General features: G+C 71.2%; 19 protein-coding genes. 11 read left to right on the top strand and 8 right to left on the bottom strand.

Going from position 1 to position 24,877, the window contains the following annotated elements; all coding sequences use genetic code 11:
• Positions 1 to 73: 73 nt before the first annotated feature.
• The 3 genes from POL25_RS34295 to POL25_RS34285 all read left to right on the top strand — a co-directional run bounded on the left by POL25_RS34295 (position 74) and on the right by POL25_RS34285 (position 4,573).
• Positions 74 to 1,633, top strand: a complete 1,560-nt coding sequence (locus tag POL25_RS34295; RefSeq protein WP_272090528.1) for a M16 family metallopeptidase — start codon at positions 74 to 76, stop codon at positions 1,631 to 1,633.
• A 1-nt stretch (position 1,634) separates the two neighbouring features.
• On the top strand, positions 1,635 to 3,185 hold the full coding sequence (locus POL25_RS34290; RefSeq protein WP_272090527.1) for a M16 family metallopeptidase: 1,551 nt from the start codon (positions 1,635 to 1,637) through the stop codon (positions 3,183 to 3,185).
• A 251-nt stretch (positions 3,186 to 3,436) separates the two neighbouring features.
• The gene (locus POL25_RS34285; protein ID WP_272090526.1) at positions 3,437 to 4,573 is read left to right on the top strand and encodes an STAS domain-containing protein; all 1,137 of its coding nucleotides are present in this window, start codon (positions 3,437 to 3,439) and stop codon (positions 4,571 to 4,573) included.
• A gap of 58 nt (positions 4,574 to 4,631) precedes the next feature.
• Here POL25_RS34285 and POL25_RS34280 read toward each other — a convergent pair whose 3' ends face one another.
• Entirely contained in the window at positions 4,632 to 6,017 is a 1,386-nt protein-coding gene (locus POL25_RS34280; protein WP_272090525.1) for a DUF4215 domain-containing protein, read from the bottom strand.
• Positions 6,018 to 6,031: 14 nt separating this feature from the next.
• A complete protein-coding gene (locus tag POL25_RS34275) occupies positions 6,032 to 6,955 on the bottom strand; it encodes a LysR family transcriptional regulator (protein WP_272090524.1) in 924 nt (307 codons plus the stop codon).
• 66 nt (positions 6,956 to 7,021) lie between these two features.
• Between POL25_RS34275 and POL25_RS34270 the strand changes: the two genes are divergently transcribed.
• Positions 7,022 to 7,456, top strand: a complete 435-nt coding sequence (locus tag POL25_RS34270) for a DoxX family protein (RefSeq protein ID WP_272090523.1) — start codon at positions 7,022 to 7,024, stop codon at positions 7,454 to 7,456.
• Between the two features lie 247 nt (positions 7,457 to 7,703).
• Here the strand turns inward: POL25_RS34270 and POL25_RS34265 are convergent, their stop codons facing one another.
• Together POL25_RS34265 and mddA are read right to left on the bottom strand one after the other, a co-directional pair.
• A complete protein-coding gene (locus tag POL25_RS34265) occupies positions 7,704 to 9,344 on the bottom strand; it encodes a 3-(methylthio)propionyl-CoA ligase (protein ID WP_272090522.1) in 1,641 nt (546 codons plus the stop codon).
• A 99-nt stretch (positions 9,345 to 9,443) separates the two neighbouring features.
• On the bottom strand, positions 9,444 to 10,175 hold the full coding sequence (mddA, locus tag POL25_RS34260) for a methanethiol S-methyltransferase (RefSeq protein ID WP_272090521.1): 732 nt from the start codon (positions 10,173 to 10,175) through the stop codon (positions 9,444 to 9,446).
• Positions 10,176 to 10,256: 81 nt separating this feature from the next.
• Between mddA and POL25_RS34255 the strand changes: the two genes are divergently transcribed.
• Positions 10,257 to 11,453, top strand: a complete 1,197-nt coding sequence (locus POL25_RS34255) for a V4R domain-containing protein (protein ID WP_272090520.1) — start codon at positions 10,257 to 10,259, stop codon at positions 11,451 to 11,453.
• Between the two features lie 33 nt (positions 11,454 to 11,486).
• Here POL25_RS34255 and POL25_RS34250 read toward each other — a convergent pair whose 3' ends face one another.
• Positions 11,487 to 12,380, bottom strand: a complete 894-nt coding sequence (locus POL25_RS34250; protein WP_272090519.1) for a hypothetical protein — start codon at positions 12,378 to 12,380, stop codon at positions 11,487 to 11,489.
• 147 nt (positions 12,381 to 12,527) lie between these two features.
• Here POL25_RS34250 and POL25_RS34245 point away from each other — a divergent pair, with 147 nt between their 5' ends.
• The 3 genes from POL25_RS34245 (at position 12,528) to POL25_RS34235 (ending at position 16,191) form a co-directional block, all read left to right on the top strand.
• A complete protein-coding gene (locus tag POL25_RS34245; protein ID WP_272090517.1) occupies positions 12,528 to 13,637 on the top strand; it encodes an STAS domain-containing protein in 1,110 nt (369 codons plus the stop codon).
• A 99-nt stretch (positions 13,638 to 13,736) separates the two neighbouring features.
• Positions 13,737 to 14,885, top strand: a complete 1,149-nt coding sequence (locus tag POL25_RS34240; protein WP_272090516.1) for an STAS domain-containing protein — start codon at positions 13,737 to 13,739, stop codon at positions 14,883 to 14,885.
• Positions 14,886 to 15,195: 310 nt separating this feature from the next.
• Complete coding sequence (locus tag POL25_RS34235) at positions 15,196 to 16,191, top strand: terpene synthase family protein (protein ID WP_272090515.1); 996 nt, start codon at positions 15,196 to 15,198, stop codon at positions 16,189 to 16,191.
• A gap of 227 nt (positions 16,192 to 16,418) precedes the next feature.
• Here POL25_RS34235 and POL25_RS34230 read toward each other — a convergent pair whose 3' ends face one another.
• Positions 16,419 to 19,385, bottom strand: a complete 2,967-nt coding sequence (locus tag POL25_RS34230) for a spermidine synthase (RefSeq protein WP_272090514.1) — start codon at positions 19,383 to 19,385, stop codon at positions 16,419 to 16,421.
• Positions 19,386 to 19,500: 115 nt separating this feature from the next.
• On the opposite strand from POL25_RS34230, the gene POL25_RS34225 reads away from it, so the two are divergent.
• Positions 19,501 to 21,741, top strand: coding sequence for a bifunctional salicylyl-CoA 5-hydroxylase/oxidoreductase (locus tag POL25_RS34225; RefSeq protein ID WP_272090513.1), 2,241 nt, complete (start codon positions 19,501 to 19,503; stop codon positions 21,739 to 21,741).
• A 59-nt stretch (positions 21,742 to 21,800) separates the two neighbouring features.
• Here the strand turns inward: POL25_RS34225 and POL25_RS34220 are convergent, their stop codons facing one another.
• Positions 21,801 to 22,643 carry a hypothetical protein gene (locus POL25_RS34220; RefSeq protein ID WP_272090512.1) on the bottom strand — a complete coding sequence of 281 codons (843 nt, stop codon included), beginning with the start codon at positions 22,641 to 22,643 and terminating at the stop codon, positions 21,801 to 21,803.
• A gap of 140 nt (positions 22,644 to 22,783) precedes the next feature.
• The gene (locus tag POL25_RS34215; protein WP_272090511.1) at positions 22,784 to 23,050 is read right to left on the bottom strand and encodes a hypothetical protein; all 267 of its coding nucleotides are present in this window, start codon (positions 23,048 to 23,050) and stop codon (positions 22,784 to 22,786) included.
• A 424-nt stretch (positions 23,051 to 23,474) separates the two neighbouring features.
• Between POL25_RS34215 and POL25_RS45075 the strand changes: the two genes are divergently transcribed.
• Positions 23,475 to 23,861, top strand: a complete 387-nt coding sequence (locus tag POL25_RS45075; protein ID WP_272090510.1) for a KGG domain-containing protein — start codon at positions 23,475 to 23,477, stop codon at positions 23,859 to 23,861.
• 212 nt (positions 23,862 to 24,073) lie between these two features.
• Positions 24,074 to 24,841, top strand: a complete 768-nt coding sequence (locus POL25_RS34205) for a hypothetical protein (protein ID WP_272090509.1) — start codon at positions 24,074 to 24,076, stop codon at positions 24,839 to 24,841.
• The last annotated feature ends 36 nt before the right edge of the window (positions 24,842 to 24,877 follow it).

The raw sequence follows: 24,877 nt of genomic DNA, 5'->3' as shown, positions 1-24,877 counted from the left end.
CGCGCCGCCCGTGAGCCGCGTTTGCTCTTGCGGTCGGCCGGGCGATGCGCGAAAAGGCTTATGAGGAGAAAAAATGGCCACACGGCACCTGCTCTTGCCGCTCGCGCTGCTTCTTGCGGCTGCGGCCCCCGTCCAGGCGGCGCCTGCGAAGCCCGCCGCGGATTCGCCAGGGGTCGACATCCCCTATGAACGCTACGTCCTGCCCAACGGCCTCGAGGTGATCTTGCACCGCGACTCCGCTGCGCCGCTGGTGGTCGCCAATCTCTGGTACCACGTCGGCAGCGGCGACGAGACGCCCGGCAAGAGCGGCTTTGCCCACCTGTTCGAACACATGATGTTCCAGGGCGCCAAGCACATCGGCAACGACGTGCACTTCAAGATCCTGCAGGAGATCGGCGGCACCGGAATCAACGGTACCACCAATTCGGATCGCACCAATTACTTCGAGGTGGTGCCCAGCCACCAGCTCGAGACGGCGCTGTGGCTCGAGTCGGATCGCATGGGCTACATGCTCGACCTGCTCGACGAGAAGAGCCTGGCCAACCAGCGCGACGTGGTCCGCAACGAGCGGCGCCAGCGCTACGACAACGTGCCCTACGGCCGCGAGCGGTTCGCCGTCGCCGAGGCGCTGTACCCCGAAGGCCACCCGTACCGCTATCTGACGATCGGTCGCCACGAGGACCTCGAGGCCGCCAGCGTCGCCGACGTGCAGGGCTTCTTCCGCAAGTGGTACGTGCCGAGCAACGCGACCCTGACGATCGCCGGCGACTTCGAGCCGGAGCAGGCCAAGGCGCTGGTCCAGAAGTGGTTCGGCAGCTTCCCGACGCTGCCGGTGCCGGCCCACCCGAAGGTCGCCGCGCCGGCGCTGACGCAGACGGTCCGCCGCGAGCTCGACGACCCGTTCGCCCGCCTGTACCGCATCCACTACGCGTGGCACAGCCCGCCCCGCCTCGGCGGCGGTGACATCGAGCTCGAGGTGCTGGCCGACGTGCTCGGCTCGCCCGGCTGGGGTCGCCTCTACAAGGCGCTGGTGCTCGAGGACAAGAGCGCCCAGTCGGTGTCGGCCTACCAGGGCGGCGCCGGGCACTCCGGCACGTTCCACGTGATCGTCGACCTCAAGCCGGGCCAGGACCCGGTCAAGGCCGAGCTGACGATCCGCCGCGAGCTCGAGCGGGTCCTCCGCGAGCCGGTCAGCGACGCCGAGCTCAAGCGCGTCGTCATCGGCACCGAGTCGGCGTTCGTGTGGGGCCTCGAGGACGTGATGGGCCGCGTCGAGCGGCTGCAGTACTTCAACCACTACGCCCGCGACCCCGGCTACGCCAACACCTACCTGCAGCGGCTGCGCGCGGTCACGCCGCAGCGGGTGCGCGAGGTGGCGAACCAGTGGCTGGTCAAGCCGCACGCGGAGATCCTTTCGAAGCCGGCCGCGCCGGCCGCGGGCCCGCCCGAAGGGACAGGTCCGAAGGGACCTGGCGCTTCGGTCAAGTCCGAAGGGACAGCCGCGAAGAAGCCGGCCGCCGCCAAGCCGGACGCCGCCGGGGCCGACGCGGGGGCCAAGCCGGCGCCGAAGCCGAAGAAGCCCGCAGCCACGGACAAGCCGGCGGACGCCGCCGCCGCCGCGAAGGAGGGCTGACATGAAGACCACGATTACGCTGAGCCTCCTCGCACTGTCGGCCGCCGTCGCCGCGTGCAAACCCCAGCCCGCCAGCCAGCCGCCCGCCGAGCAGCCGACGACGCCGGTAGCGACCGCGCCGTCCCAGACCGAGGCCGCGCCGCCGCCGGCCGACTGGCCCGACGAGCCGTACCGCGCCACCCGCCCGACCCCGGGCCAGGTCGCCGAGCTCAAGCTGCCGCAGGTCGAGACCTTCAAGCTCGACAACGGCCTCGAGGTCTACCTCGTCCGCAACGACAAGCTGCCGACGGTGTACATGAACTTCGAGTTCGATTTCGGCAGCGTCAGCGACCCCAAGAACCAGATCGGCCTGCACTCGATCTGCCTCGACCTGCTCGACGAGGGCACCAAGAACCTCGACAAGGTCGCGTGGGAGGAGAAGCAGGCCGACCACGCGGTCAGCGTCAGCGCCGGCGCCGGCTCCGACACGTCGAACCTCAACGTCCGCTCGCTCAAGCGCGAGCTGCCGGCCGCGCTCGACCTGCTGGCCGAGATGCTGCGCGACCCGGGCATGCGCGAGGCCGACTTCCAGCGGCTCAAGGACCGCCGCAAGGCCTCGATCGCGCAGGCCAAGGGCAACCCGGGCTCGATCGCCGGCCGCGTGATCTCGCCGCTGCTGTGGGGCGCCGATCACCCGTACGGCCGGCTCGAGACCGACAAGACGATCGACGCGGTCCAGCTCAAGGACTGCGCCAAGGTCGTCGGCAAGCTGAAGCCCGGCGGCGCTCGCCTGTGGGTGGTCGGCCAGATCTCCCAGGACGAGATCAAGCAAGAGCTGGCGTCGCGCATGCCGGAGTGGAAGGGCAAGGCGCCGGCCAAGACCGCCGTCGCGGCCGCCAAGCCGCGGCTCGGCTCGGTGTTCTTCGTCCACGTCAAGGACGCGCCGCAGTCGTCGGTGTACGTCGGCCACGCGGGGCCCAAGCGCAACGCGACCGACTACGAGGCGACCGACATGATGGCGGAGATCCTCGGCGGCTCGTTCTCCAGCCGGATCAACATGAACCTGCGCGAGGACAAGGGCTACACCTACGGCGGCCGCGCCGGCTTCGGCTATCGCCGCGCCGGCAGCACGTTCGCCGCCAGCAGCCAGGTCCGCACCGACGCGACCGGCCCGTCGCTGCGCGAGATCGCCAAGGAGCTCGCTACGATGCGCACCAGCGACGCCAAGGCGGACGAGCTGTTCCGCGTGCAAGAAGGCGCCCTGCTGGCGCTGCCGGCCGAGTTCGACACGCCGACCTCGACGCTGGTGGCGTTCCGCCAGCTGAAGTTCTTCGGCCTGCCGCTCGACTGGTACGACGGCTACCAAAAGCGCCTGCGCGCGGTCGACATCGCCGCGGTCCGCAAGGCGGCCGAGAAGCACCTGCGCGCCAAGGACTTCGTGGTCCTGGTCGTCGGTGACGCGAGCAAGGTGCTCGGCGACCTCGACGCGATCGCCACCGAGAAGCTGTTCGGCGGCGGCGGCGTGGTCGTGCTCGACGCGGACGCGCAGCCGACCAAGCGGCCCACCGAGTAGGCGAAGCCGACTTCGGCGATATCGTGAGCGCGCGGTCCCCGGACCGCGCGCTCTTTATATTAGACCGTCAGGCGGCGGGCGATGGGGGAATGTACATAGGCGGCGGGCGGTGCGCGCATTCCAGGTCGTATGATTGCACCCCGCACTCGCGCCAGGACGCGCGGATCTGGCCGCTCGCTCGGCGCGCGGGACGGCGTCCGCACATGGTTTGCGCGTGGACAGTTGGCGCGCGCGTGTGTTTGACTCATGAAATGGCAAGCTCCTCCGATCCCGCCGCCGAGGCGCGGGAGGCCCGACTTCTGCGTGGTGCGCCGTTCATCGCCGTCGAGCTCGACGCCCAGCGGCGGATCACTGTGTGGAACGGCGCCGCCGCCCGGGTGTTCGCGGTGCCGGCCGCCGAGGCGCTCGGGGCCGCGATCGAGCAGCTGCTGCCGACCGAGGGCGACTTCTGGGCCAGCCTCGCCGAGGACGGCCCGCAGACGGCCACGCACACGCGCAAGGACGGGGTTCAGGTCCATTGCGAATGGACCTGCCAGCTCGAGCGCGACGCCGCCGGCGCGGTGGTCTCCGCCGCCTGCTACGGCCAGGACATCAGCGAGCGGTTCACCCGCGACACGACGCTCCGCCTCGAGGGGGCGATGCTGCGGGCGATCATCGAGAACATGAACATCATCGTGTGGACGATGCAGCACGACGGGCTATGTACATACCACCGGGGCAAGGGGCTCGAGAGCATCGGCATGCCCCAGCACGCCCTGGTCGGGCGCAACATCCGCGAGCTCTACAAGAACCTCGAGCCGGAGCCGCTCGACGCCGCCCTGGACGGGGCGCTGCAACACACCTCGACCGAGGTGCACGGGGCGAGCTTCGAAAATTGGATGATCCCGGTGCGCGGCGACGACGGGGCGATCGAGCTGATCGTGGCGCTGTCGCTCAACGTGACGGAGCAGCGCGAGGGCGAGAAGGCGCTGCGGGAGAAGCTGCTGCAGATCGAGCAGCAACAACAGATGATCCGGCAGCTTTCGACGCCGATCATCGAGGTGTGGGACCGGGTGCTGACTGTGCCGATCATCGGCGCGATCGACAGCAACCGCGCGTCCGAGCTGATGGACAACCTGCTGCAGGCGGTGACCAAGACCCGCGCCCGCTTCGCCATCCTCGACCTCACGGGCGTCGAGGAGGTCGACACCGGCACCGCGGGCCACCTCCTCGACCTGGTCGGCGCAGTCCGCCTGCTCGGCTCCGAGAGCGTGGTCACCGGCATCCACCCGAACATCGCCCAGACGATCGTGGACCTCGGCCTCGAGACGACAGGGCTGACCGTCCGCGCGACGCTCCGCGAGGCGCTCGCGCACTGCATCCGCGCGATGGCCGGGTCGCGGAAGTGACCGTCCGTCCCAGGCTCTCGCGCGCGCGAGGTGCATCGCGCCGATCGACGGCGCCGCCTCACGGCTGCTCGAAGCAATAGAGGCGCGCCGTCTCGGTGCAGCCGAGCGAGCAGGCTTCGGTCCAGGCGGCGTCCTTGCGGGTCAGGTCGCCGGTGAGGGCCTGGACGGCCGGGCCGTTCCAGCTCCACTTCGCGCAGTTGCCCCCGTAGGTGTTGTTGCTGCGGACGCCGGTCCAGACCGCGCGCAATTGGTCGCAGGCGACGCCCGCGGCGAACTGCTGATCGAGGTCGGTGACGTCGATCGGGTTGTCGAGGGTGCCGTCGGCCAGGTCGCTCCAGTTGTCGGCGACCTTGGCGGTCGCGCCGCCGTGCAGGGTGTAATAGGGGATCGCGCTCTTGTGAAAGTTTTCGACGGGGCCGACGCTGCCGTCGCCGAGCCACGCCTTCCACCGGCCGCCGCGGATGTCGAGCTCGCCCGCGGCCGCCAGCTCGCCGCAGCGCTCGTCGCCGCCGGAGATCGCTTCGAAGTCGGCCCCCGGGGCGAGCAGCTGCGAGCTGACGAACACGAGGAAGCCGCTGCGCGTGCAATTGGTGCGGCACGTGGCCTTGGCGGGGTCGTCGCCGTTGCGCGGGCCGTGGTCGCAGAGCTCGCTCTCGGGGTCGAGGTAGCCGTCGCCGCAGATGTTGAAGGTGCAGTCCTCGCGGCAGGCGTCGAACGGGTCGAGGTTGCCGTCGTCGCACGCCTCGACGCCCATGTGCAGCTTGCCGTCGCCGCACACGTTGGGCCCGCAGGTGTTGAGGCAGGCGTCGGTCTCGTCGGTGTTGCCGTCGTCGCACGCCTCGCCCGGCGAGACGACGCCGTCGCCGCACCCGGGCGCAGCGCAGCTGTTGGGGCAGTCGTCGTCGTCGAGGTCGTTGCCGTCGTCGCAGAACTCGCTGCCCTCGAGCACGAAGCCGTCGCCGCAGGTCGCCTGCTTGCAACCGGTGACGCAGGCGTCGGTGTCGAGGTCGTTGCCGTCGTCGCACTGCTCGGCGCCGGCGTGCACGAAGCCGTCGCCGCAGCCGGCGCTCTTGCAGGTGGCGAGGCAATCGTCGGTGTCGTCGGCGTCGCCGTCGTCGCACGCCTCGCCCGGGTCGATGATGCCGTCGCCGCAGGTGACAAGCTCGCAGTCGACGCAATTCTCGCCGCCGTCGCAGCCCTCGCCCTTGCCGACGTAACCGTCGCCGCACACGTCGTACGTGCAGGACGGCGTGCACACGCCGTCGCCGGCCGGCCCGCCGTCGCACGCCTCGCCGTCGTCCTTGACGAAATCACCGCACGAGCCGGGCTCGACGGCCGTGGTCGGCGACGTCGTGGTCGAAGTCGTCTCCGCGGCCGGGGTGCCCGTCGGGTGATAAAAACAACCGGTGGCGAGCGTCGCCAGGCCGAGCCTCACCCATCGCATGGTCTTGCTCCGCGTCACGCCGACGGCTTGGTGTGGCGGTGGGCGCCGAGCGTCGCCTTGAGCGACTCGGCCAGGAAATCGCGCAGCAGGGCCACGCGCGTGGGGACATGGCGGCCCGAGGGCAGGACCAGCGACAGGTCGGCGTGGGTCCAGCAGTGCTCGGGCAGGACCCGCACGAGGCGCTTGGCGGCGACCGAGCGGGCCGCGATCACGTGCGGCAGGTAGGCGACGCCGGCCCCGGCCTCGGCGGCGTGGACGACGAAGGAGAGGTCGTCGACGTTGATCGAGCCGGTGACCTCGACGTGCTCTTCGCCCTTGGGCCCGCGCAGCGTCCAGGTGCTGCGGCCGCCGCGGGCGCGGAACAGCACGCACTCGTGGTGGGCCAGCTCGGCCAGGCTGGTCGGCGTGCCGCTGCGCTTGAGGTAGCCCGGCGCGGCGTAAAGGCCGTCGGCGAAGCTGCCGAGCTTGCGCGCGATCAGGCTCGAGTCCTTGAGGCGAGATGCCCGAAGGGCCAGGTCGAAGCCCTCGCGGACCATGTCGACGATCCGCGCCGTCAGCACCAGGTCGACCTGGATCTGCGGGTGCTCGCGCACGAACCGGGTCAGCGGCTCGGCGAGGAACTCGCCGAGGTCGACCGGGGCGGTGATGCGCACGGTGCCGCGCGGCTCGTGCCCGAGGTCGGCGGCGGTCAGCGCGGCCTCCTCGAGCGCCGACAGGGCGCCGCGGGCCTTTTGATAGAAGGCGCTGCCGGCGTCGGTGAGGTGCAGGCGCCGCGTGGTACGCTGCAGCAGCCGCACGCCGAGGTCCTCCTCGAGGCGGGAGACGCTGCGGCTGACCGACGACTTGGGCAGGCCCAGCAGCTGCGCGGCGGCGGTGAAGCTCTCCGCCTCGACCACGCGCACGAACGCGGCAACCTTGACCGGATCGATTGTTGTCATGGGAGCAACGATGAGTTGTGACTATCCCATCTGGTAGCGGCCGGCGCAAGGCCTAAGCTCGGCTGCATGTCCCGCCTGCTCCCGACCGTCGCGCGCACCCTCCTGGGCCTCCTGTTCCTCGTGTTCGGCCTCAACGGCTTCCTCAACTTCATGCCGACGCCGCCGGTCCCGGCCCGCGCGGGCGAGTTCCTCGGGGCGCTGGCCGCCAGCGGCTACATGTTCCCGCTGATCAAGGGCACGGAGGTGGTCGGCGGCGCGCTGCTGCTGTCGGGCCGGCTCGTGCCGTTCGCGCTGGTGCTGCTGGCGCCGGTGATCGTGCACATCGTCGCGTTCCACCTGGCCCTCGCGCCAGGTGGTTACGGGCTGCTGGCGTTCATCGTCGGGCTCGAGGCGTACCTGGCGTGGGCCTACCGCGACAGCTTCGCCGGGGTGCTGAACCCGAACGCGCGCCCGGTCGCCAGCGAGCAGGCGGCCCCGCGGCTGGCCCGCGCCCGCGCGTGAGCACCAGCGCGACCGTGCGTCGCGCGGGCCCGGGCGCGCCGCCGACGGGGCATTGGGCTGATGCCCCCGCTCACGGCACGACCTCGGCCCGCGCGACGCCCGGTCGACGAGGATGCGCGGATTCATCAGAGTGGGGGTCCGCGTCGGTGCAACGACGAAGCCGCGCAGGTCGTCCCGCGAGCAGGCGAGAGTGCCGTCGGCGATACGCCGGCGCACTCGACGATGATAGCTGCGGGATGCGAGCGGATCAGCGCTGAGCGCAGTCCTCGGGCAGCGCGTAATGTTTAAACTGCTCGCGCAGTTGCAGCTTGGAGATCTTGCCGGTGGCGGTGTGCGGCAGGGCGTCGACGAATTCGACGGCGTCCGGCAGCCACCATTTGGGCACGCTCTCGGCGATGTGCGCGAGCAAGGCCTCGGGGTCGACGGCGGCGCCCGGCTGCTTGACCACCACGAGCAGCGGCCGCTCGGCCCAGCGTGCGTGCGGTACGCCGATGACGGCGGCCTCGGCGACGCCGGGCACGCCGACGGCGAGGTTCTCGAGCGCGATCGACGAGATCCACTCGCCGCCCGACTTGATGACGTCCTTCGAGCGGTCGGTGATCTGCATGTAGCCGGCGCCGTCGATGGTGGCGACGTCGCCGGTGCTGAACCAGCCGCCCGAGTGCGCGGTCGACTCGGCCTTGTAGTAGCCGCTGCACACCCACGGGCCGCGGATCTGCAGGTCGCCCGCGGCCGCGCCGTCGTGCGCCAGCGCCTGGCCGTCGTCGCCGACGATCCGCAATTCGACGCCGAACACCTGCCGGCCCTGCTTGCGCTGCACGGCGATCTGCTGGTCTTTGGGCCAGGTGCGGATCGCGGGGCTGAGGCCGCACGCGGTCCCGAGCGGGCTGGTCTCGGTCATGCCCCAGGCGTGCAGGACCTCGACGCCGTAGTCGTCCTGGAAAGCGCGGATCATCGCCTCCGGCGCGGCCGAGCCGCCGATGACGACGCGCTTGAGGGTGGTGAACCGCTTGCCGTGCTGCTTCATGTACGCGAGCAGGCCCATCCACACCGTCGGCACGCCGGCGCTCATGGTCACGCCCTCGTCCTCGAACAGCGAATAGAGGCTCTCGCCGTCGAGCCGCGGGCCGGGCATGACCAGGCGGGTGCCGGTCAGCGCGGCCGCGTAGGGCAGGCCCCAGGCGTTGACGTGAAACATCGGCACCACCGGCAGGACGGTCTCGTGCTCGCTCAGCCGGAACACGTCGGGCAGGGCGATGCCGAACGAGTGCAGCACGGTCGAGCGGTGGCTGTAGAGCACGCCCTTGGGCTCGCCGGTGGTGCCGCTGGTGTAACAGAGCGACGAGGCGGTGTCCTCGGGGAAGCTCGGCCACTCGAGCCCGCCGGGCTGGGCCGCCAGGATGTCCTCATAGACATGTGCGTTCGGCAATGTCGTTTGGGGCATGTGCTCGCGGTCGGTCATGACGACCACGTGGCGCAGCTTGGGCAACCGCGGGGCCAGCTTCTCCACCAGGGGCACGAAGGTCAGGTCGGTCAGCAGCACGCCGTCCTCGGCGTGGTCGAGGATGTAGATCAGCTGCTCGGGGAACAGGCGCGGGTTGAGGGTGTGGCACACCGCGCCGATGCCGGACACGGCGAAGTAGGTCTCGACGTGGCGGAAGCCGTTCCACGCGAGGGTGGCGACGCGGTCGCCGGGGCCGACGCCGAGGGCCTGCAGGGCCTGCGCGAGCTGACCGGAGCGGTGCTCGAGCGCGCGCCAGGTGGTGCGGTGGATCGGGCCCTCGACGGTGCGTGACACCATCGTCTGGTCGGCGTGCACCCGCGCGGCGTGGCGGATGAGCCCGGAGATCAGCAGGGGGGAGTGCATCATCAAGCCGGTGAGGTGCATGCGAGGCTCCAGGCCGCGAGTTTGGGGCCACGCGTGCGCGCGGCGCAAGTGGCTCAGCGGCGGCGCGCGAACGGGTTCAGCGGCGGCGCGCGAAGGGGTTCAGCGGCGGCGCGCGAAGGGGTTCAGGCGCGGGATCTTGGTCGAGTAGCCGGCGTAGTGCGCCCCGTGTTGCGCGCGGAGGTCGCGCTCCTCGAGCTCGAGCGCGACGAAGATGTAGAGCGTCATCGCCAGCGCGAACACGAGGTGACCGACGCTCATCGTCGGCGCGGCCCAGAACGCGAGCAAGAAGCCGAGCATGAGCGGGTGACGCACCAGGCGATAGGGGCCGCGCACGCGGAACTCCGGCTCGCGCGCCGGGCGACCGAGCCAGTGGCAGACGGCCTGGCGCAGGCCGAACAGGTGGAAGTGATCGATGGCGAAGGTGGACACCAGGACGAGCCCCCAGCCGAGCGCGGCGACCAGGTGGACGAGGCCGGCGAGGCGGCCGTCGCCGAGCTGCCACAGCGTGGCCGGCAGCGGGTGCCAGGCCCCCATCGTCAGCGCCAGCTGCAGCGCGGCCAGCAGCACGTAGGTCGAGCGCTCGGCCGGCTCGGGGACGAACACCGTCCACATGCGCTTGAACCACGGTCGCGCCATCACGCTGTGTTGCACCGCGAAGCCGGCGATGAGCGCCAGGTCGATCGCCAGCGCGCGCGGCCACGGGACCACCGGGCCGTCGTCGATCGCCCGCGGCACGCCGATGTCGGCGACGAAGCCGACGAAGTACGTGAAGACGGCGAGGAAGACGATGTAGGCGACGACGCCGTGGACGAGGACGAGCAGACGAGCCATGCCCTCATGGTACGAGCGAGCGGGCCAGGCCGACAGGGCAACGCCCGGGCAACCGTGGCATAGTGCGAGACAGGAGGCGCCATGGTCTCGGAGATCTCTCCGCTCGCGGAGCGGTTGGCCCTGCGCTACGACGCGGCGAGCGGTCGGCGAACGATCGCCGGCAAGGAGGTGCTGCTGCATTGCCACCATTACAATGCACGGCTGCAGCGGACGGTGGAGTCGGCCGACCTCGTCGAGGGCAAGCGGCTGATCGTCGGCGCCGCCGAGACGGTGTTCGCCGAGCACGTCGGGCTGGCGCTGCGCGAGGGGGACAGCCTGGCGAACCGCTGGGCGGTGGCCGAGCGGCTGTACGCGCACCTCGGGTTCGGGCGCATCGATCTGTCGCGCGTGCACGAGGGCGTGGTCCTGGCCCCGGCGTCGCACTTCGTCGAGGGTTGGTTCGCCGGGCTCGGGCGGCCCGAGCGGCGGGTCTGCAGCTTCACCGAGGGCTACGTGCAGGGGGCCGTGCACGCGGTCGCGGGCGAGCTGGTCGAGGTGCGCGAGGTCGAGTGCATGGCCCTCGGCGCGCCGGCGTGTCGGTTCGCGGTCGCGGGCGGGCGGACCGAGCCGCTCGCGCGCAACGTGAAGCGGCCGCTGGTGTTCCAGGCGCGCGGCGGCGAATGGTTGCACTCGCCGGCGGTCGACGAGCGGGCGATCGTCGAGGCGGTGGCGGCGATGCCGGTGGCGGGCGGCGAGGACGGGCTGGTGCCGGCGTTCGGGGTGTACCTCGCGTGCATGCCCGCGGACTTCTACAATCGCGTGTGCCTCGGCTTCCTGGCGGAGATGCGACGGGTCGGCCGCGGGGCGCCGGCGGAGCGGCTGCTGGCGGCCGAGGCCGAGTACTGCGCGCTCAACACGTATCACGGGGTGCTCCACTCGCCGGAGTGGGACGGGCTGGTGGCGCCGATGCTGCGCGGGCCCGACGACGTGCTGTTCGCGACCATGACGTTCTGCAACGCGCTCGGCTACGGCCAGTGGCACGTCGCCGGGCTCTGTCCGGGGCAGTGGATGGTCGTCGAGTCGGTCAACGGCTACGAGGCGCTCGGCGCCCTCGAGTACGTCGGCCGGACCGCCGCGCCGCAGTGCAACGGGCACAAGGGTGCGGCGGCGGGGATCTTCGCGCTGGTCTACGGCGAGGGCCCGCTGAGCGAGCGGTTCGGGGCGTTCCACGCGGTCGAGGAGGCGTGCATCGCCTGCGGCGATCCGGTGTGCCGGTTCCGCGTCGAGCGGGTGACGTGAAAATAAGCTGTCCCGAAGGACATGTCTCGAAGGTCACGCGCCGGGGCGGCGCCGCAGCGCGAGCCCGGCCGCGATCGCGACCAGCAGGCAGGCGCCGCCGTACATCAGCGGCGGAGGCAGCCAGGGTCGTTGCGAGATCTCCTCGGAGGTAGCCGGCTCCGGCTCCGAGGCGGGAGGCGCAGGCGTGATCACGGGGGCCGGTGGTTCGGCCTTCGCGTCGGGGGTCGGTGGTTCGGCCTTCGTGTCGGGGGTAGCGCTCGCGTCGGGGGCCGGCGTGTCGGCGGCTGCGGGGGCGGGCTCGGCGGCGGGAGCGGCGGGCGCCGGCGGCGGCTTGGGCGGGGTGTCGGAGACACGCGGCAGCCGTGGGCGTCGGCCCTTGTAAAAGAGGCGCTCGAAGATAGCTCCGCCGGAGAACCTGAAGCGGACGCGGGTCGGGGTCAGCGAGAGGCCGGTGCTGTCGATGCCGACGCGGTACACGTCCTCGATGCCAGAGACATCGACCTCGTCGGGCACCCACCATATCTCCTCGGCGGTGATCGTCTGCACGAGCACCCGCGGGTCGCTCGGCGGGTCGTCGCCGAGCTGCTGGCGGGCGTTCTCGGACAGGACGCCCTCGTCCTCGGAGTAGGTGTCGCGCGGGTAGGCGAACAGTCGCTGGCGGGAGCAGCCCTCCTCGAAGAGGTCGGGCCGGCCGTCGTCCTCCTGCCAATTGAGCACGGTGTAGGTGCCCATGTTGCCGTCGTTGCGCAGACAGGCGTCGGGCCACAGCACGAAGATGTACTCCGGGTGCGCGTCGAGGTTTTCGACGGCGATGGTGACCTCGACCGGAAGCTTGTCCTCGGGCGGCCGGAAGCTGTCGGCGTGAGCCGGCTGCGGCAGGCACACAAGCGCGATCGCGAGCCCGATCTGCGGTCGAAGGCGAGGCATGACGCAGCTTAGTGGATCTCCGGCCCGGTCTGGGAGTTCCGATGACATGGTCGAAGAGACAGCTCACGGGCGAGCCGTGAGCCGGCGCGCGGTCGCCATTCACGTCGCTGCGGACAGCGGACCTCGCCTTGCGATACACAGGGTGCCGTGAGCGATACCAGCAGTTTGGAGGGCGCCCCCCTGATCGTGATCGAGGCGGACGCCGGGCTCGTCGTCACCGCCTGGAACCGCCGCGCTCATCTGGTCTTCGGGACAGGTCCATCGGAGGCCGTCGGCCGCGGCCTGGCCGAGCTGCTGCCGCTGGTCGGCGCGAGCTGGGGCGAGTCGCTGGCGGACAGCGACGCGGCGCCGCGGGTGCTGACGGTCCGCCGCGGCGACGCGAGCTGGTCCATCGAGGCGTGGACGCAGACGCTCGGCGACGGCGAGGGCCGCCCGCCCGGGGTGCGCATCTACGGCCACGACGTCGGCGCCCGCGTGACGGCCGAGCGGACCGCGGCGCTCGAGACGACGATGCTGAGGGCGATCAAGGACAACCTCGACATCGCGGTGTGGGCGGTCGACGAGCACGGGGTGTTCGTCTACCAGGACGGCAAGGCGATCCGCGACGCCGGGATCGCGCCGCACCAGTTCGTCGGCCTCAACATGCTCGAGATGTACAAGGACCTCGGCAACAACCCGTTGATCGAGCGGGCGCTGGCCGGCGAGCCGGCGCGCACGTACGGTGCGGAGAGCCACGGGATGTTCCTCGACACGTATTACATCCCGGTGACCGGGCAGCCAGGCGAGCCGCGGCTGATCGGGGTGACGCTCAACGTCACGGAGGCCAAGCGGGTCGAGCTCGAGATGCGCCGCAAGATCGAGCTGATCGAGCGCCAACAACAGGTGATCCGCGAGCTCGCCACGCCGATCATCGAGGTGTGGGACGGGGTGCTGACGATGCCGATCGTCGGCCTCGTCGACACGGCGCGCACGGCCGAGATCATGGACAGCCTGCTGCAAGCCGTGACGCAGACGCGAGCCCGCTTCGCGATCCTCGACCTCACCGGCGTCGAGGTCGTCGATACCGGCACTGCAAGTCACCTTATCAAGATGATCCAGGCGCTCCGGCTGCTCGGGGCGGAAGGGATCCTCACCGGCATCCACCCGTCGATCGCTCAAACAATCGTCGCGCTCGGCGTCGACCTGTCGCACGTCACGGTGCACGCCAAGCTGCGCGACGCCCTCAAACACTGCCTCCGCGCCGCTCACAGAGCCTGATCGGCGATAGCGCGCGGCTCCGGGGCAGGTTCAAGATCGCGCGTGCGGTCCGCACGAGAAGATGCGGACAGCTGTCCGCGGACACGGTACAAAGGATGCGTGGACGAACGGACCTTGCTGCAGGACGCGCCCCTCGTCGTCATCGACGTCGACCCGGCACTTCGCGTGTCCGGCTGGAATCGGCGGGCGGAGCAGACCTTCAAGACCTCGCAGGAGGCGGCGCTCGGGCGCAAGCTCGAGGAGCTGCTGCCGCTGCACGGGGCGGCGGACAAATGGACGTCCCTCTTCGAAAACGGCGCGGAATCGCGCGTCTGGGAGCTGCGCGGCGCGGGGGACCAGCCGCTGCTGTTCGAGGCGTGGTGGCAAGTCGACCGCGGTGAGGACGGCTCGCCGCGGGGGGCGAGGCTGTTCGGCCACGACGCGACGTCCCGCGTCACCGTCGAGCGCCGCGCGGTGCTCGAGTCGGCGATGCTGCAGGCGATCAAGGAGCACCTCGACATCGCGCTGTGGGCGGTCGATGGCCAGGGCACGTTCCTGTATCAGGACGGCAAGGGCGTGCGCGCGACGGGGATGCAGCCGCATCAGTTCGTCGGCCAGAACATCTTCGAGGCCTATCGCGAGGGCGGTGACCTCGACGGCGTGCGCCGGGCCCTGAAGGGCGAGGCGATCTCGGCGCTGCCGGCCGAGGTGCACGGGATGCACTGGCAGACCTGGTACATCCCGATGCAAGAGAACGCCGCCGACGCGGCGGTGGTGGGCATCACGCTCGACGTGACCGAGGCGCGCCGCAGCGAGATCGAGCTGCGCACCAAGCTCGAGCTGATCGAGCGCCAGCAAGAGGTGATCCGCGAGCTTTCGACGCCGATCATCGAGGTGTGGGACGGGGTGCTGACGCTGCCGATCATCGGCCTGGTCGACAGCGTCCGCACGGCGGAGATCATGGACAACCTGCTGACTTCGGTGGCGACCACGCGGGCCCGCTACGCGATCCTCGACCTCACCGGGGTCGAGGTCGTCGACACCGGCACGGCCGGCCACCTGATCGGGATGATCCAGGCGATCCGTCTGCTCGGCGCCGAGGGCATCTTGACCGGCATCCATCCGACCATCGCCCAGACGATCGTCGCGCTCGGGGTCGACCTCGCGCGCGTGGCAGTGTTCGCCAAGCTCCGCGACGCGCTCAAGTTCTGCATCGTGCAGATGAGCCAGCGCAAGCCGACGACGACGGCGGCGGCGGCGAAGAAGTAGCGGCGAAGATGCATCGACCGGCTGCCACGCACGCCGCCCCGCAGCGGGCGGCGCCGCGGACCCGCCGCCGCGTGCGCCGGTTGCGAAGCGGCTTGGCGTCCGACGCGCAGTCGGCGAGCGGCGCCCGAATTCAGCCTCACGACGCCGAGATCCATTCGGGCGCCCCGCGCCGCTCATGATGCGCGCCGCCCCGCCTCCGGCGCGGTGAGCACGGCGGATGTAGTTGCCGGCTCAGCGACCCTCGGACAACAAGACCTACCCCCCCATGACGACTCTCTCGCCCGTATCGGACGCGATGAACGATGTGCTCGTGATCTCTCGCCCCGAACCGCTGGCGCCCGACGTGCGCGCGCAGCCGGTCGGCCTGGCGATCGACGATTTCGTGACCCTGGCGCCGCGGCGCCAGAACCCGCGCGCGGACGAGATCGAGGCCGGGGCGCTGGCGCTGGCAGAGGCGGTCGGGCTGGTCCACGCGGGCAACCGGGCCCGCTTCGACGCCTTCAACTCGCTGGGTCGCCACGTGTATCCGACGGCCACGGTCGAGCGCGGGGTGCTGTGCGCGACGTGGTGCAACTGGTTGTTCTTCTTCGACGACATGCACGACGAGGAGCTGCGCAGCCGCGACGACCAGAGCCGGGTGCGGCGACAGATCGATCACGCGCTGGCGCTGCTGTCAGGAGCGCGTCAGCCGACGGGCGAGGCCGAGCCGCTCGACCGCCTGCTGCTCGAGTTCCGCCGCGGGGCGCTGGCGCAGATCGGCGGGGCCTGGCTCGATCGGCTGTGGTGCGTGACCGCCGATCACATGTCGCTCGGGGTGCTGCCGGCGGTGCGCAACTGGGGCACGTCGCGCACGCCGCCGCTGCGCGAGTACCTGAGCCAGCGCGAGCACGACAGCGGGGTGCTGACGGCGCTCGACCTGATCGAGCTGGCGGGGGCGCTGCACCTGGCGCCGACAGTGCGCGACAGCCCGGCGATGGTGCGAGCCCGCCGGGCGGCGAGCCGCACGGTCGGCTACTTCAACGACATCGTGTCGTTCCCCAAAGAGGTGCTGCGCCACAAGAACCCCAACAACCTGGTCCACGTGCTGATGTGCGAGCGCGGCTGCTCGCTCGAGTCGGCCCTCCGCGAGGCGACGGAGCTGGTCAACGCCGAGGCGCAAGCGCTGGCGGCGAGCGTGCGCGAGGCCGGGGCGGCGTACCCGGAGGGGCACGAGGCGCACACGTATCTGCAGGGGCTGCTCGAGTGGCAGCGCGGCAACATCGAGTGGTCGCTGGCGAGCCCGCGCTACGACGCGTCGCGGCTGTGAGCTGAGAATTTGGCGGCTGTCCCGAGGGACAGCCGCGCGAAGGTCGGCGAAGGGCTGTCCCTCGAGACAGCCGCGTACAGGTCGGCAATAATATGTCCCTCGGGACAGCTCCGGGCAGGGTGGCGACAACATGTCCCGTGGACAGCTCGCTTGCGGCGAGTGGCTGTCCCTCGAGACAGCCGCGCGCAGGTCGGTGACAAGCTGTCCCTCGGGACAGCTCGCGGCATTCACGGCAGGGTGGCGTCCGGGAACTTGGCGGCGGCCTCGTCGCGCAATTGCTGGTAGGCGGTCTGATCGCCGGTCAGGCGCAGGTGATTTAAAAAGGCCTCGTAGACGCGGGGTTCGTCGGGGGTGCGGGCCAGCATGCGCGGGAGGAGCTTCGCGGCCAGGGCCGAGTTCTTGCGCGCGATGGTGTAGAGGGCGCCGCGGGCGGGCGCGAACTCGGGGTCGGCCTCATAGGCGCGGACGAAGTTCTCGGCTGTCTCCCAGGACATCCCCGAAAGGTCAGCGAGGTCGCCGCGGGCGATCTCGCCGGTCAGGTAGTGGCGGGCGGCGGCGGTGAACGGCGCGCTGGCGGCGGCGAGGGCCTCGGCGCCGCTGCCTGTCAGGAGGGCGGCCGGGGCCGGGGCGGCGCGCTGGAGCACCGCCCCGAGGTTGTGGGCGCCGAGGCTGCGGTCGTCGCGGTAGGCCACGCGCGCGGCCTGGAACGCGATCTCGGGCGCGAGGTCGGTGTTGCGCGGGCCGTCGCCGGCCCACGCGGTCAGCTCGCCGGGGCCCATCACGTAGGAGGCCAGCAGGTCGCGCGGGTCGACGATGTTCTGCAGCTTGGCGGTGTCGGCCTGCAGGCGCGCGACGTCGAGGTGGAGCTGGGCCGCGGCCGGGTCGGGGGCGCGGCCGACGAGCGCGAGCGCGGGGTTCTGGGCGTTGTAGATGCCCAGGAAGCCGTAGGACTCGGGGAACACGTCGAGGAAGGTGCGGACGATCGTGCGCACGTCGGCCTCGTCGAGCTGGTAGAGCGGCAGCCACTGGCACATCAGGCCGCCGGGGCGCAGGTGGCTGGCGGCGGCGGCGAAGTGCTCGCGCGCGAACAGGCTGCTGGCGCCGGCCTGGCCGGGGTGGAACAGGTCGGCGACGATCAGGTCGTAGCGGTCGGGCGCGGCGGCGAGGTAGCGGCGGGCGTCGGCGGCGAGCAGGGTGGCTTCGGGGCGCTTTGCCAGGTCGTGGTTGATGTCGGCGAAGTGCGGCAGCAGCTCGACGATCTCCGGCACCAGCTCGACGCCCTCGGCCGCGGCGTGCGGGACCGCCAGCGCGCCGCCCATGGTCGAGCCGGTACCCAGGCCGAGGTACAGGGCCTTTGCGATCGGTCCTTCGGGACCTGACGCATGGGACAGGAGCGAACAGAGCTGGCCCATGCGCTGCTCGCCGAAGCCGGCGGCGCCGCCCATGCGGAAGCGCTTGCCTATCTGCAGCCGGCGCAGCGGGGCGCCGCCGGGGCCGGGGCGCTCGCTGACGGCGACGAGGCCGTGCAGGGTCTGGCGCTCTTCGCGGCGGACCCACCCGTCGCTGTCGCTGACGAGGGCCAGCGAGCGCGGGCCGGCGGCGGTGAAGGCCACGCCGGCGAGGACGCCGCCGATGAGCATGATCGGCGAGAACCGGCGGAACCACCCGAACACGGCGAACAGCGCCAGGTAGGCGTAGAGCACGGCGTAAAAGGCGTCGGCGTAGCCGAGCCGCGGGATGGCGACGAGGCCGAACACGAACGGGGCGGCGGCGCAGCCGAGCGCGTTGTAGGCGTAGGTCCGGCCGACGCCGCGACCGGTGGCCGCGACCAGGCCGATGACGTGGCTGAGCAGGGCGCCGAGGACCACGGCGGTCGGCGCGAACACCAGGGCCGCGACCGCGAGCTCGGCCAGGCCGGCGCGCGCGAGCCCGGCCGCCTCGGGCGCGAGCGCCTGCAACAGCGCGGGCCCCTGCGCGAGGACCATGGCCGCCGGGACGACGAGGATGCCGAGCAGCCACAGCAGCGCCGCGATGACGCCGCCGGGCCGGCCGGCGACCGCCCGCGCGGCGAAGCGCTGGTAGACGAGCGCGCCGAGGCCGGTCGCCAGCAGGTAGGCGGCGAGGATGTGGGCGAAGGTGTAGATGGTGTTCTCGAGGTGCTGGCCGAGCACCCGGATGCCGACGACCTGGAGGCCGATGCCGGTCAGACCTGTCCCGAAGGACACGAGGCCGAGCAGCCACGGCTCGCGCAGCAGGTCGGGGTCGGGGTCGCGCGAGGCGTCGATGACGGAAGGCGGGGCGGGGGTGGTGTGCCGAGAGGAGGGCGAGGTGAAGCGAGACGCGGAGGTGTCTCGAGCGGCAGGTGGGACGTCGATGGTGACGCGAGAACCGACGTCGGCGCCCGCGTCGGTGACTCGAGGATTGACGTCGGCGCCAGCGTCCCGAGAGGCGGGCGCAATCTCGGCGGCCGGCGAGGCTGGCGCGGAGGACATGTCTCCGGGGACATGTCCTTTCAAAACTGTCGCGGGGGACATGCTCGGCGGGACATGTCCTGAAGCGCGGGCGCCCCAGGCCCGGGCGGCGAGGGCAGCGCCGGCGCCGGCGAGGGCGGCGAGGGCGGCGCCGAGGCCGTAGCCGAGGGCGGGGAACACCAGGTGGACGCTGACGAGGGCGGCGAGGGCGGCGCCGAGGGTGTTGGCGCCGTAGATCCGGCCGAGGCCGCGGCCGTCCTGGTCCGAGGGACAGGTGCGGCGGCGGGCCTCGACCAGGGCCGCCAGCGAGGCGCCGAGCGGGGCGGCGCCGAGGGCGAGCACGGCGGCGGCGACCGCCGTGGAGGCGGCCAGCGCCGCGGCCCCACCGGCGGCAGCGACGGGCCCGAGCCAGCCCGGCAGCACGCGCGCGAGCCACTGCAGGAGGTGCGGCGAGGCCACGGCGAAGCCGGCGGCGACCAGCTCGAGCAGGACGAACAGGCGCACCGGGTCGGCGGCGCGGTGGGTCCGGTCGTGCAGCAGCCCGGCCCCGAGCGCGAGCCCGGCGAAGTAGCCGGCCAGCGCCGCGAGCACGCCGACGGTCTCGCTGCCGAGCGACAGCGCCAACATGCGCGTCCACAGCATCTCGTAGGCGAGGGCCGCCGCGCCCGAGGCGAACGCCGCGAGCAGCAGGAGGCCGTCGCGCGGGCCGGTCGTTGCTGACATGCCGCGTGAGCATACACGGCGGCACCCGACCCGGCGCGGACGCGACGTCGTTGGCTCGTCGCACCGCGAGGCTTCTCACTTGGGCGGCCGCCGAGCGGCGGGTTAGCATTGCGCGGTGAAGATCGCGGTCCTCGGCGGTGGCCCGGCTGGCCTGTATTTCAGCGTGCTCATGAAAAAGGCGCGACCCGACTGCGATGTCGTGGTCGTCGAGCGCAACCGGCGCAAGGACACGTTCGGCTGGGGTGTGGTGTTCTCCGACGGCACGCTCGGCAATTTCCGCCGTGCCGATCCGGAGACGTACGCGGCGATCACCGACGCGTTCATCCACTGGGACGATATCGACACCTGCATCAAAGGACAGGTGATTCGATCGGGCGGCCACGGGTTCTGCGGGATCGCGCGGGTGCGCCTGCTCGAGATCCTGCAAGACCGGGCGCTCGCCCTGGGCGTGACGATCGCGTTCGAGACGGAGCACGACGGGCTGGCGTCGCCGCACGCCGCGGGCGCCGACCTGGTGGTGGCGGCCGACGGGATCAACAGCAAGGTGCGGGCGCAGCTGGCCGAGGTGATCGAGCCGACGATCGTCGAGGGCAAGGCCAAGTACATCTGGCTCGGCACGACCAAGCACCTGACGGCGTTCACGTTCTACGTCCGCGAGAACGAGCACGGGCTGTTCATGGTCCACGCCTATCCGTTCGACCGCGACACCAGCACGTTCATCGTCGAGACCGACGCCGAGACGTGGCGCCGCGCCGGGCTCGACGCGATGACGCCCGACGACAGCGTGGCCTACTGCGAGCGGCTGTTCGCCGAGGAGCTGGCTGGCCACCGGCTGATGAGCAACAAGTCGAGCTGGCTGTCGTTCCGCGAGGTCAAGTGCGGCCGCTGGTGGTCGGGCAACGTGGTGCTGATCGGCGACGCCGCTCACACGGCGCACTTCTCGATCGGCTCGGGGACCAAGCTGGCGATGGAGGACTCGATCTCGCTGTGCGAGGCGCTGCTGTGCGAGTCGTCGGTGCCGGCGGCGCTGGCGGCCTACCACGAGGCCCGCTGGCTCGACGTGGCCAAGCTGCAGCGCGCGGCCAGGGTCAGCCAGACGTGGTTCGAGGAGGTCCGCCGCTACAAGGACCTGCCGCCGCAGCAGTTCGTGCTCAGCATGATGACGCGCTCGAAGCGGGTGACGTACGAGAACCTGCGCGTGCGCGACCGCGAGTACGTCGGCGGGCTCGACCGATGGTTCGCCGGGACTTCAGGCCTCGAATCGCACGACCCACCGCCGCCGCCGATGTTCACGCCGCTGCGATTGCGCGCGCTGACGCTGCAGAACCGGGTGGTGGTGTCGCCGATGTGCCAGTATTCGGCGGAGGACGGGCTGCCGAACGAATGGCACCTGGTCCACCTCGGCGGCTGCGCCGTCGGCGGGGCCGGGCTGGTGATGACCGAAATGACCAATGTGGCGCCCGAGGGCCGGATCACCCGCGGCTGCGCGGGGCTGTGGTCGGAGGCGCACGCGAGCGCGTGGCGCCGGGTGGTCGAGTTCGTGCACACCCACTCGACGGCGAAGATCGGGGTGCAGCTGGGCCACGCGGGGCGCAAGGGCTCGGCGGTGCACCCGTGGGAGGGCGCTGACACGGGGCTCGAAGACGGCTGGGAATTGCTCGGCCCGTCGCCGGTGCCGTACGCGCCCGGGTTCGCGGCGCCGCGGCCGATGACGGCGGAGGACATGGCGGCGGTGATCGAGCAATTCCGGCGGGCGGCCGAGCTGGCCGAGCAGGCGGGCTTCGACCTGGTCGAGGTCCACATGGCGCACGGCTACCTGCTGGCGTCGTTCATCTCGCCGCTGACGAACGTGCGCACCGACGAGTACGGCGGGTCGCTGGCGGACCGCATGCGCTTCCCGCTGCAGGTGCTGAGCGCGGTGCGAGCGGCCGTGCCGGCGCACAAGCCGGTGTCGGTGCGCATCTCGGCGACGGATTGGATCCCCGACGGCCTCGACGAGGAGGACGCCGTCGAGATCGCGCGTCTGCTCAAGGCCCACGGCTGCGACCTTGTCGACGTGTCGGCCGGACAGACGACGCCGCAGTCGCGACCCGAGATCTACGGGCGCATGTTCCAGACGCACCTGAGCGACCGGATCCGCCACGAGGCGGGGGTGACGACGATGGCGGTCGGGGCGATCCAGGACTGGGACCAGGTCAACACGATCATCGCGTCGGGCCGCGCCGACCTGTGCGCGCTGGCGCGGCCGCACCTGTTCGACCCGCACTTCACGCTGCGCGCCGCGGCCGAGCAGAACTACCGCGGCCCGGGGGTGACGTGGCCGCCGCAGTACCTGGCGGCTCGCTCGCGCGGGTGAGGGCGGGAGCCCGGCCGGGGCGCGCAATCATCGGTGCGCGCCGGCTTCACGCGTGAGCGTCAGTTGCCGCTCAAATAGCTGTAGTCGACCTTGTACTCGAGGCAGGCGTCGACCTCGGCCTTTTGCAGGCGGACATAGATCACCGCGCTCTCGTTGCCGCTGCTCTGGCAGTTGACGACGTACTCCATGTTTCCGGAGCCGCAGCAGCCGTCGCGGCCGTCGGGCGAGTCGGTCTCCGAGGTGCCGTTGGGACAGTCGAAGTTGGTGCTGCCCTGGGCGTCGCAGTCGGCGAACATGCACACCTCGAGCGGGCCCGGGGTGGTGACGACGATCTTGGCCCGCGGGTCGGGGCTGAGGTCGCCACACTGACCGCTGAAGTCGCCGTGGAAGCGGAACCAGTCGACGTCGGTGTCGCCGTCGAGGATGCCCATGAAGCTCTTCGCCTGGGCCTTGCAGTGTTGATTGCCGAGGTCGATCGAACCGGCCTCGTCCTCGTTCGGCTCGGGGCCCGGGTCCATGCAAACCGGCTCGGGATCGGTGGTGGTGTCGGGGCCGGTCGAGGTGCTGGTATCGGTGCTGGTAGTGCTCGAGGTCGTGGTGTCAGGACCGGTCGAGGTCGTGGTGTCCGGTCCGGTGGTCGACGTATCGGTGGTGGTCGTGGTGGTCGAGGTAGTCGGGTCGACGGGGGTGGTCGTGCTCGTCGTCGCGCTGCCGCTGTCGCTGCCCTCCGTATCGAGGGTGGTCGGCAGAGTGGTGGTCCCCGGACCGGTCGAGGTGGAGAGATCGCCGGTCGTGCTGGTCGTGCTCGGCGGGCCTGCGCTGACCAAGCCGCTGCCGTCGAAGCTGCAGCCGAGGAGCAGGGTGAACGCGGTCCAGCGGGCACGAACGAGATAAGGGAGCATCGTCGGAGGGTATCGCAGCCGCGCGCCGCACGAAAAGCGGGCGCGGAGCCACGACCGCCTGCCGACGCAGGCGCGGCCCCGCGTTCACGGACCGCGGGTTCCTCCGCGCGGGGAGGCGGGACCGGCCGGCCGGTCTCCTCCTACTTGGAGCCGCAGCCCCACTTGCCGCCGCCGCAGACACAGGCGAAGTCGCCGCCGGTGGTGCGGTAGACGCAAAACTCGGACTCGCCCCGCGGGCAGGACGCCCCGCGCGCCGGCACCGACCGCGGACACGACGACGAACCCTCGATGGCCGTGACGGTCCCCGGCGCGTGCGAGCCACCACCACCGCCGCCGCTCTTGCAGGCAAATCCGAACAGGCCGGCGAGGCACGCGCTCACGGCATACACGAGGAAATTGCGGGTCATCGTGACCACAGCGTCCCCCCGGCAGAGTGCGGTGTCAACGCGATCGCGGTCGCGGCGCAGATTCGCGCGCTGCGCTGAGGAAAAATTGCAAGCGGTAAACATGATCTTGGGTCGGGAATTCCCTGATTCTCCGAGCGGGCTCAGCGGCGCGGCGCCCGTCCCAGCGGCCCCGGCGGCAGGATCGCCGATCCGAATGGGGGTCGTAGACCTCTGCGCGCGCCGAGCTCCACCTTGCCGAGGTGACGCAGTCGACCATGGTTGCCTCGAACCTCTTCGGCCTGCGCAGACAGCGCTACGGCCACGAAGACACCGATTCAAAGAACCCAGCACGACGCGGATCCAGAGCGTCCGCGACAGAGGTACCAACATGCCGAACAGCACCGGGAATTCAGGGGAGCGCCGCGGAGGCCGCGGTTTTGCGGGGATGGACGCGGAGAAGCAGCGGGAGATCGCGCGCAAGGGCGGCCGGGCGGCCCACGAGAAGGGCACGGCGCACGAGTTCGACTCCGACGAGGCCCGCGCGGCCGGCCGCAAGGGCGGCGAGGTCGTGAGCCAGAACCGCGAGCACATGGCGGAGATCGGGGCGAAGGGCGGCCACGCGTCGCACAGCAACCGCGCCAACTCCAGCCGCGACCGCAACCGCGGCCAGCGCAGCGGGCAGGGCATGACCGGCGTGTCCGACGAGCTGAACACGGAGCTCGAGGAGCGCGAGGCTTCGACTTCGTCGTCGACCCCGGAGAACCGCTCCGAGATGCCGCGCAGCGAGACGATGTCGCCCAGCGGCCGCGACGAGGGCGAGCAGGACCACTAGGATTCACGTCGCGAGCCTCGCTCGTGACCCGCGAGCGGCCGTCTCGTACGGCCGTTCGCATTGTCGTTTAAAACGACTCCAAGGGTCGACGGCGAGCTGGCGAAGAGGACATGTCCTGCGGGACATGTGATTTTCGCCCGCGCTCGCGGGCGCGCGCGAGATCGCGGCGGACCGGGCCTTGCGAGGCGCGGGCGGGCCGGGGACGATGCGGCATGGCCCAGCGCCGCAGCACGACGACGGAGATCGAGCCAGGCCCGGGCTGGCAGTTGATCGTGACGGGGGCGCTGGTGTTCGTCGGCTGCGATGTGCAGTCGGCGCCGCCGCCTTCGACGGAGCACCCGTACGCGCCGGCGAGCGTGGGCGACGTGTGGGAGTACGCGATGCCGCAGTCACACCCGGCGGTGCAGGTGCCGACGACGCGATCGACCGACCGCATCGTCGCGGCCGAGCGGCGCGGCGAACGACTGGTGGCGCGCGTGCGCAGCGATTTTCAGGGCGGGACGAGCGAGCGCGACATGGTGATCTCGCAGCTCGGAGTGACGCCGGAGATCGGTTCGATGACGAGCGCGGCCGGGGAGGTGACGACGCGGGTGGCAGAGGGGGTGTACCTGCCGCGCGAGCTGTCGCCAGGGATGCGCTGGGAATGGCGGCAGGAGCTCGACACGCCGGTGTCGTCGATGGCGGTGTTCGGCCGCTGCGCGGTGGTCGGCGAGGACGGCTTCCGCGGACAGACGGCGGTGCACGTGCGCTGCGAGACGCAGACGCGCATGATCACGACGTTGAAGACGGGCTTCGCGGTGCCGCCGGTCGAGCACGTGCAACACGAGGACAACTATTATGTGCGCGGGCTCGGGCTGGTCCGCAGCGTGACGACGATGGCGCAAGGCTACCGCGCGGAGAAGCTGCTGATCCGCTGGCAAGTCGCAGGCGCGCCGGCGTTCGTGGAGGAGACGCCGACGATCGCGGTCGGCGACCCGTGAAGCGAAGGTGTCCCCGAATCGGGGTACTGCGAAGTT

Source organism: Nannocystis bainbridge, assembly GCF_028368995.1.
Taxonomy (GTDB): Bacteria; Myxococcota_A; Polyangia; order Nannocystales; family Nannocystaceae; genus Nannocystis; species Nannocystis bainbridge.
This window is presented reverse-complemented; position numbering and strand designations above follow the sequence as displayed.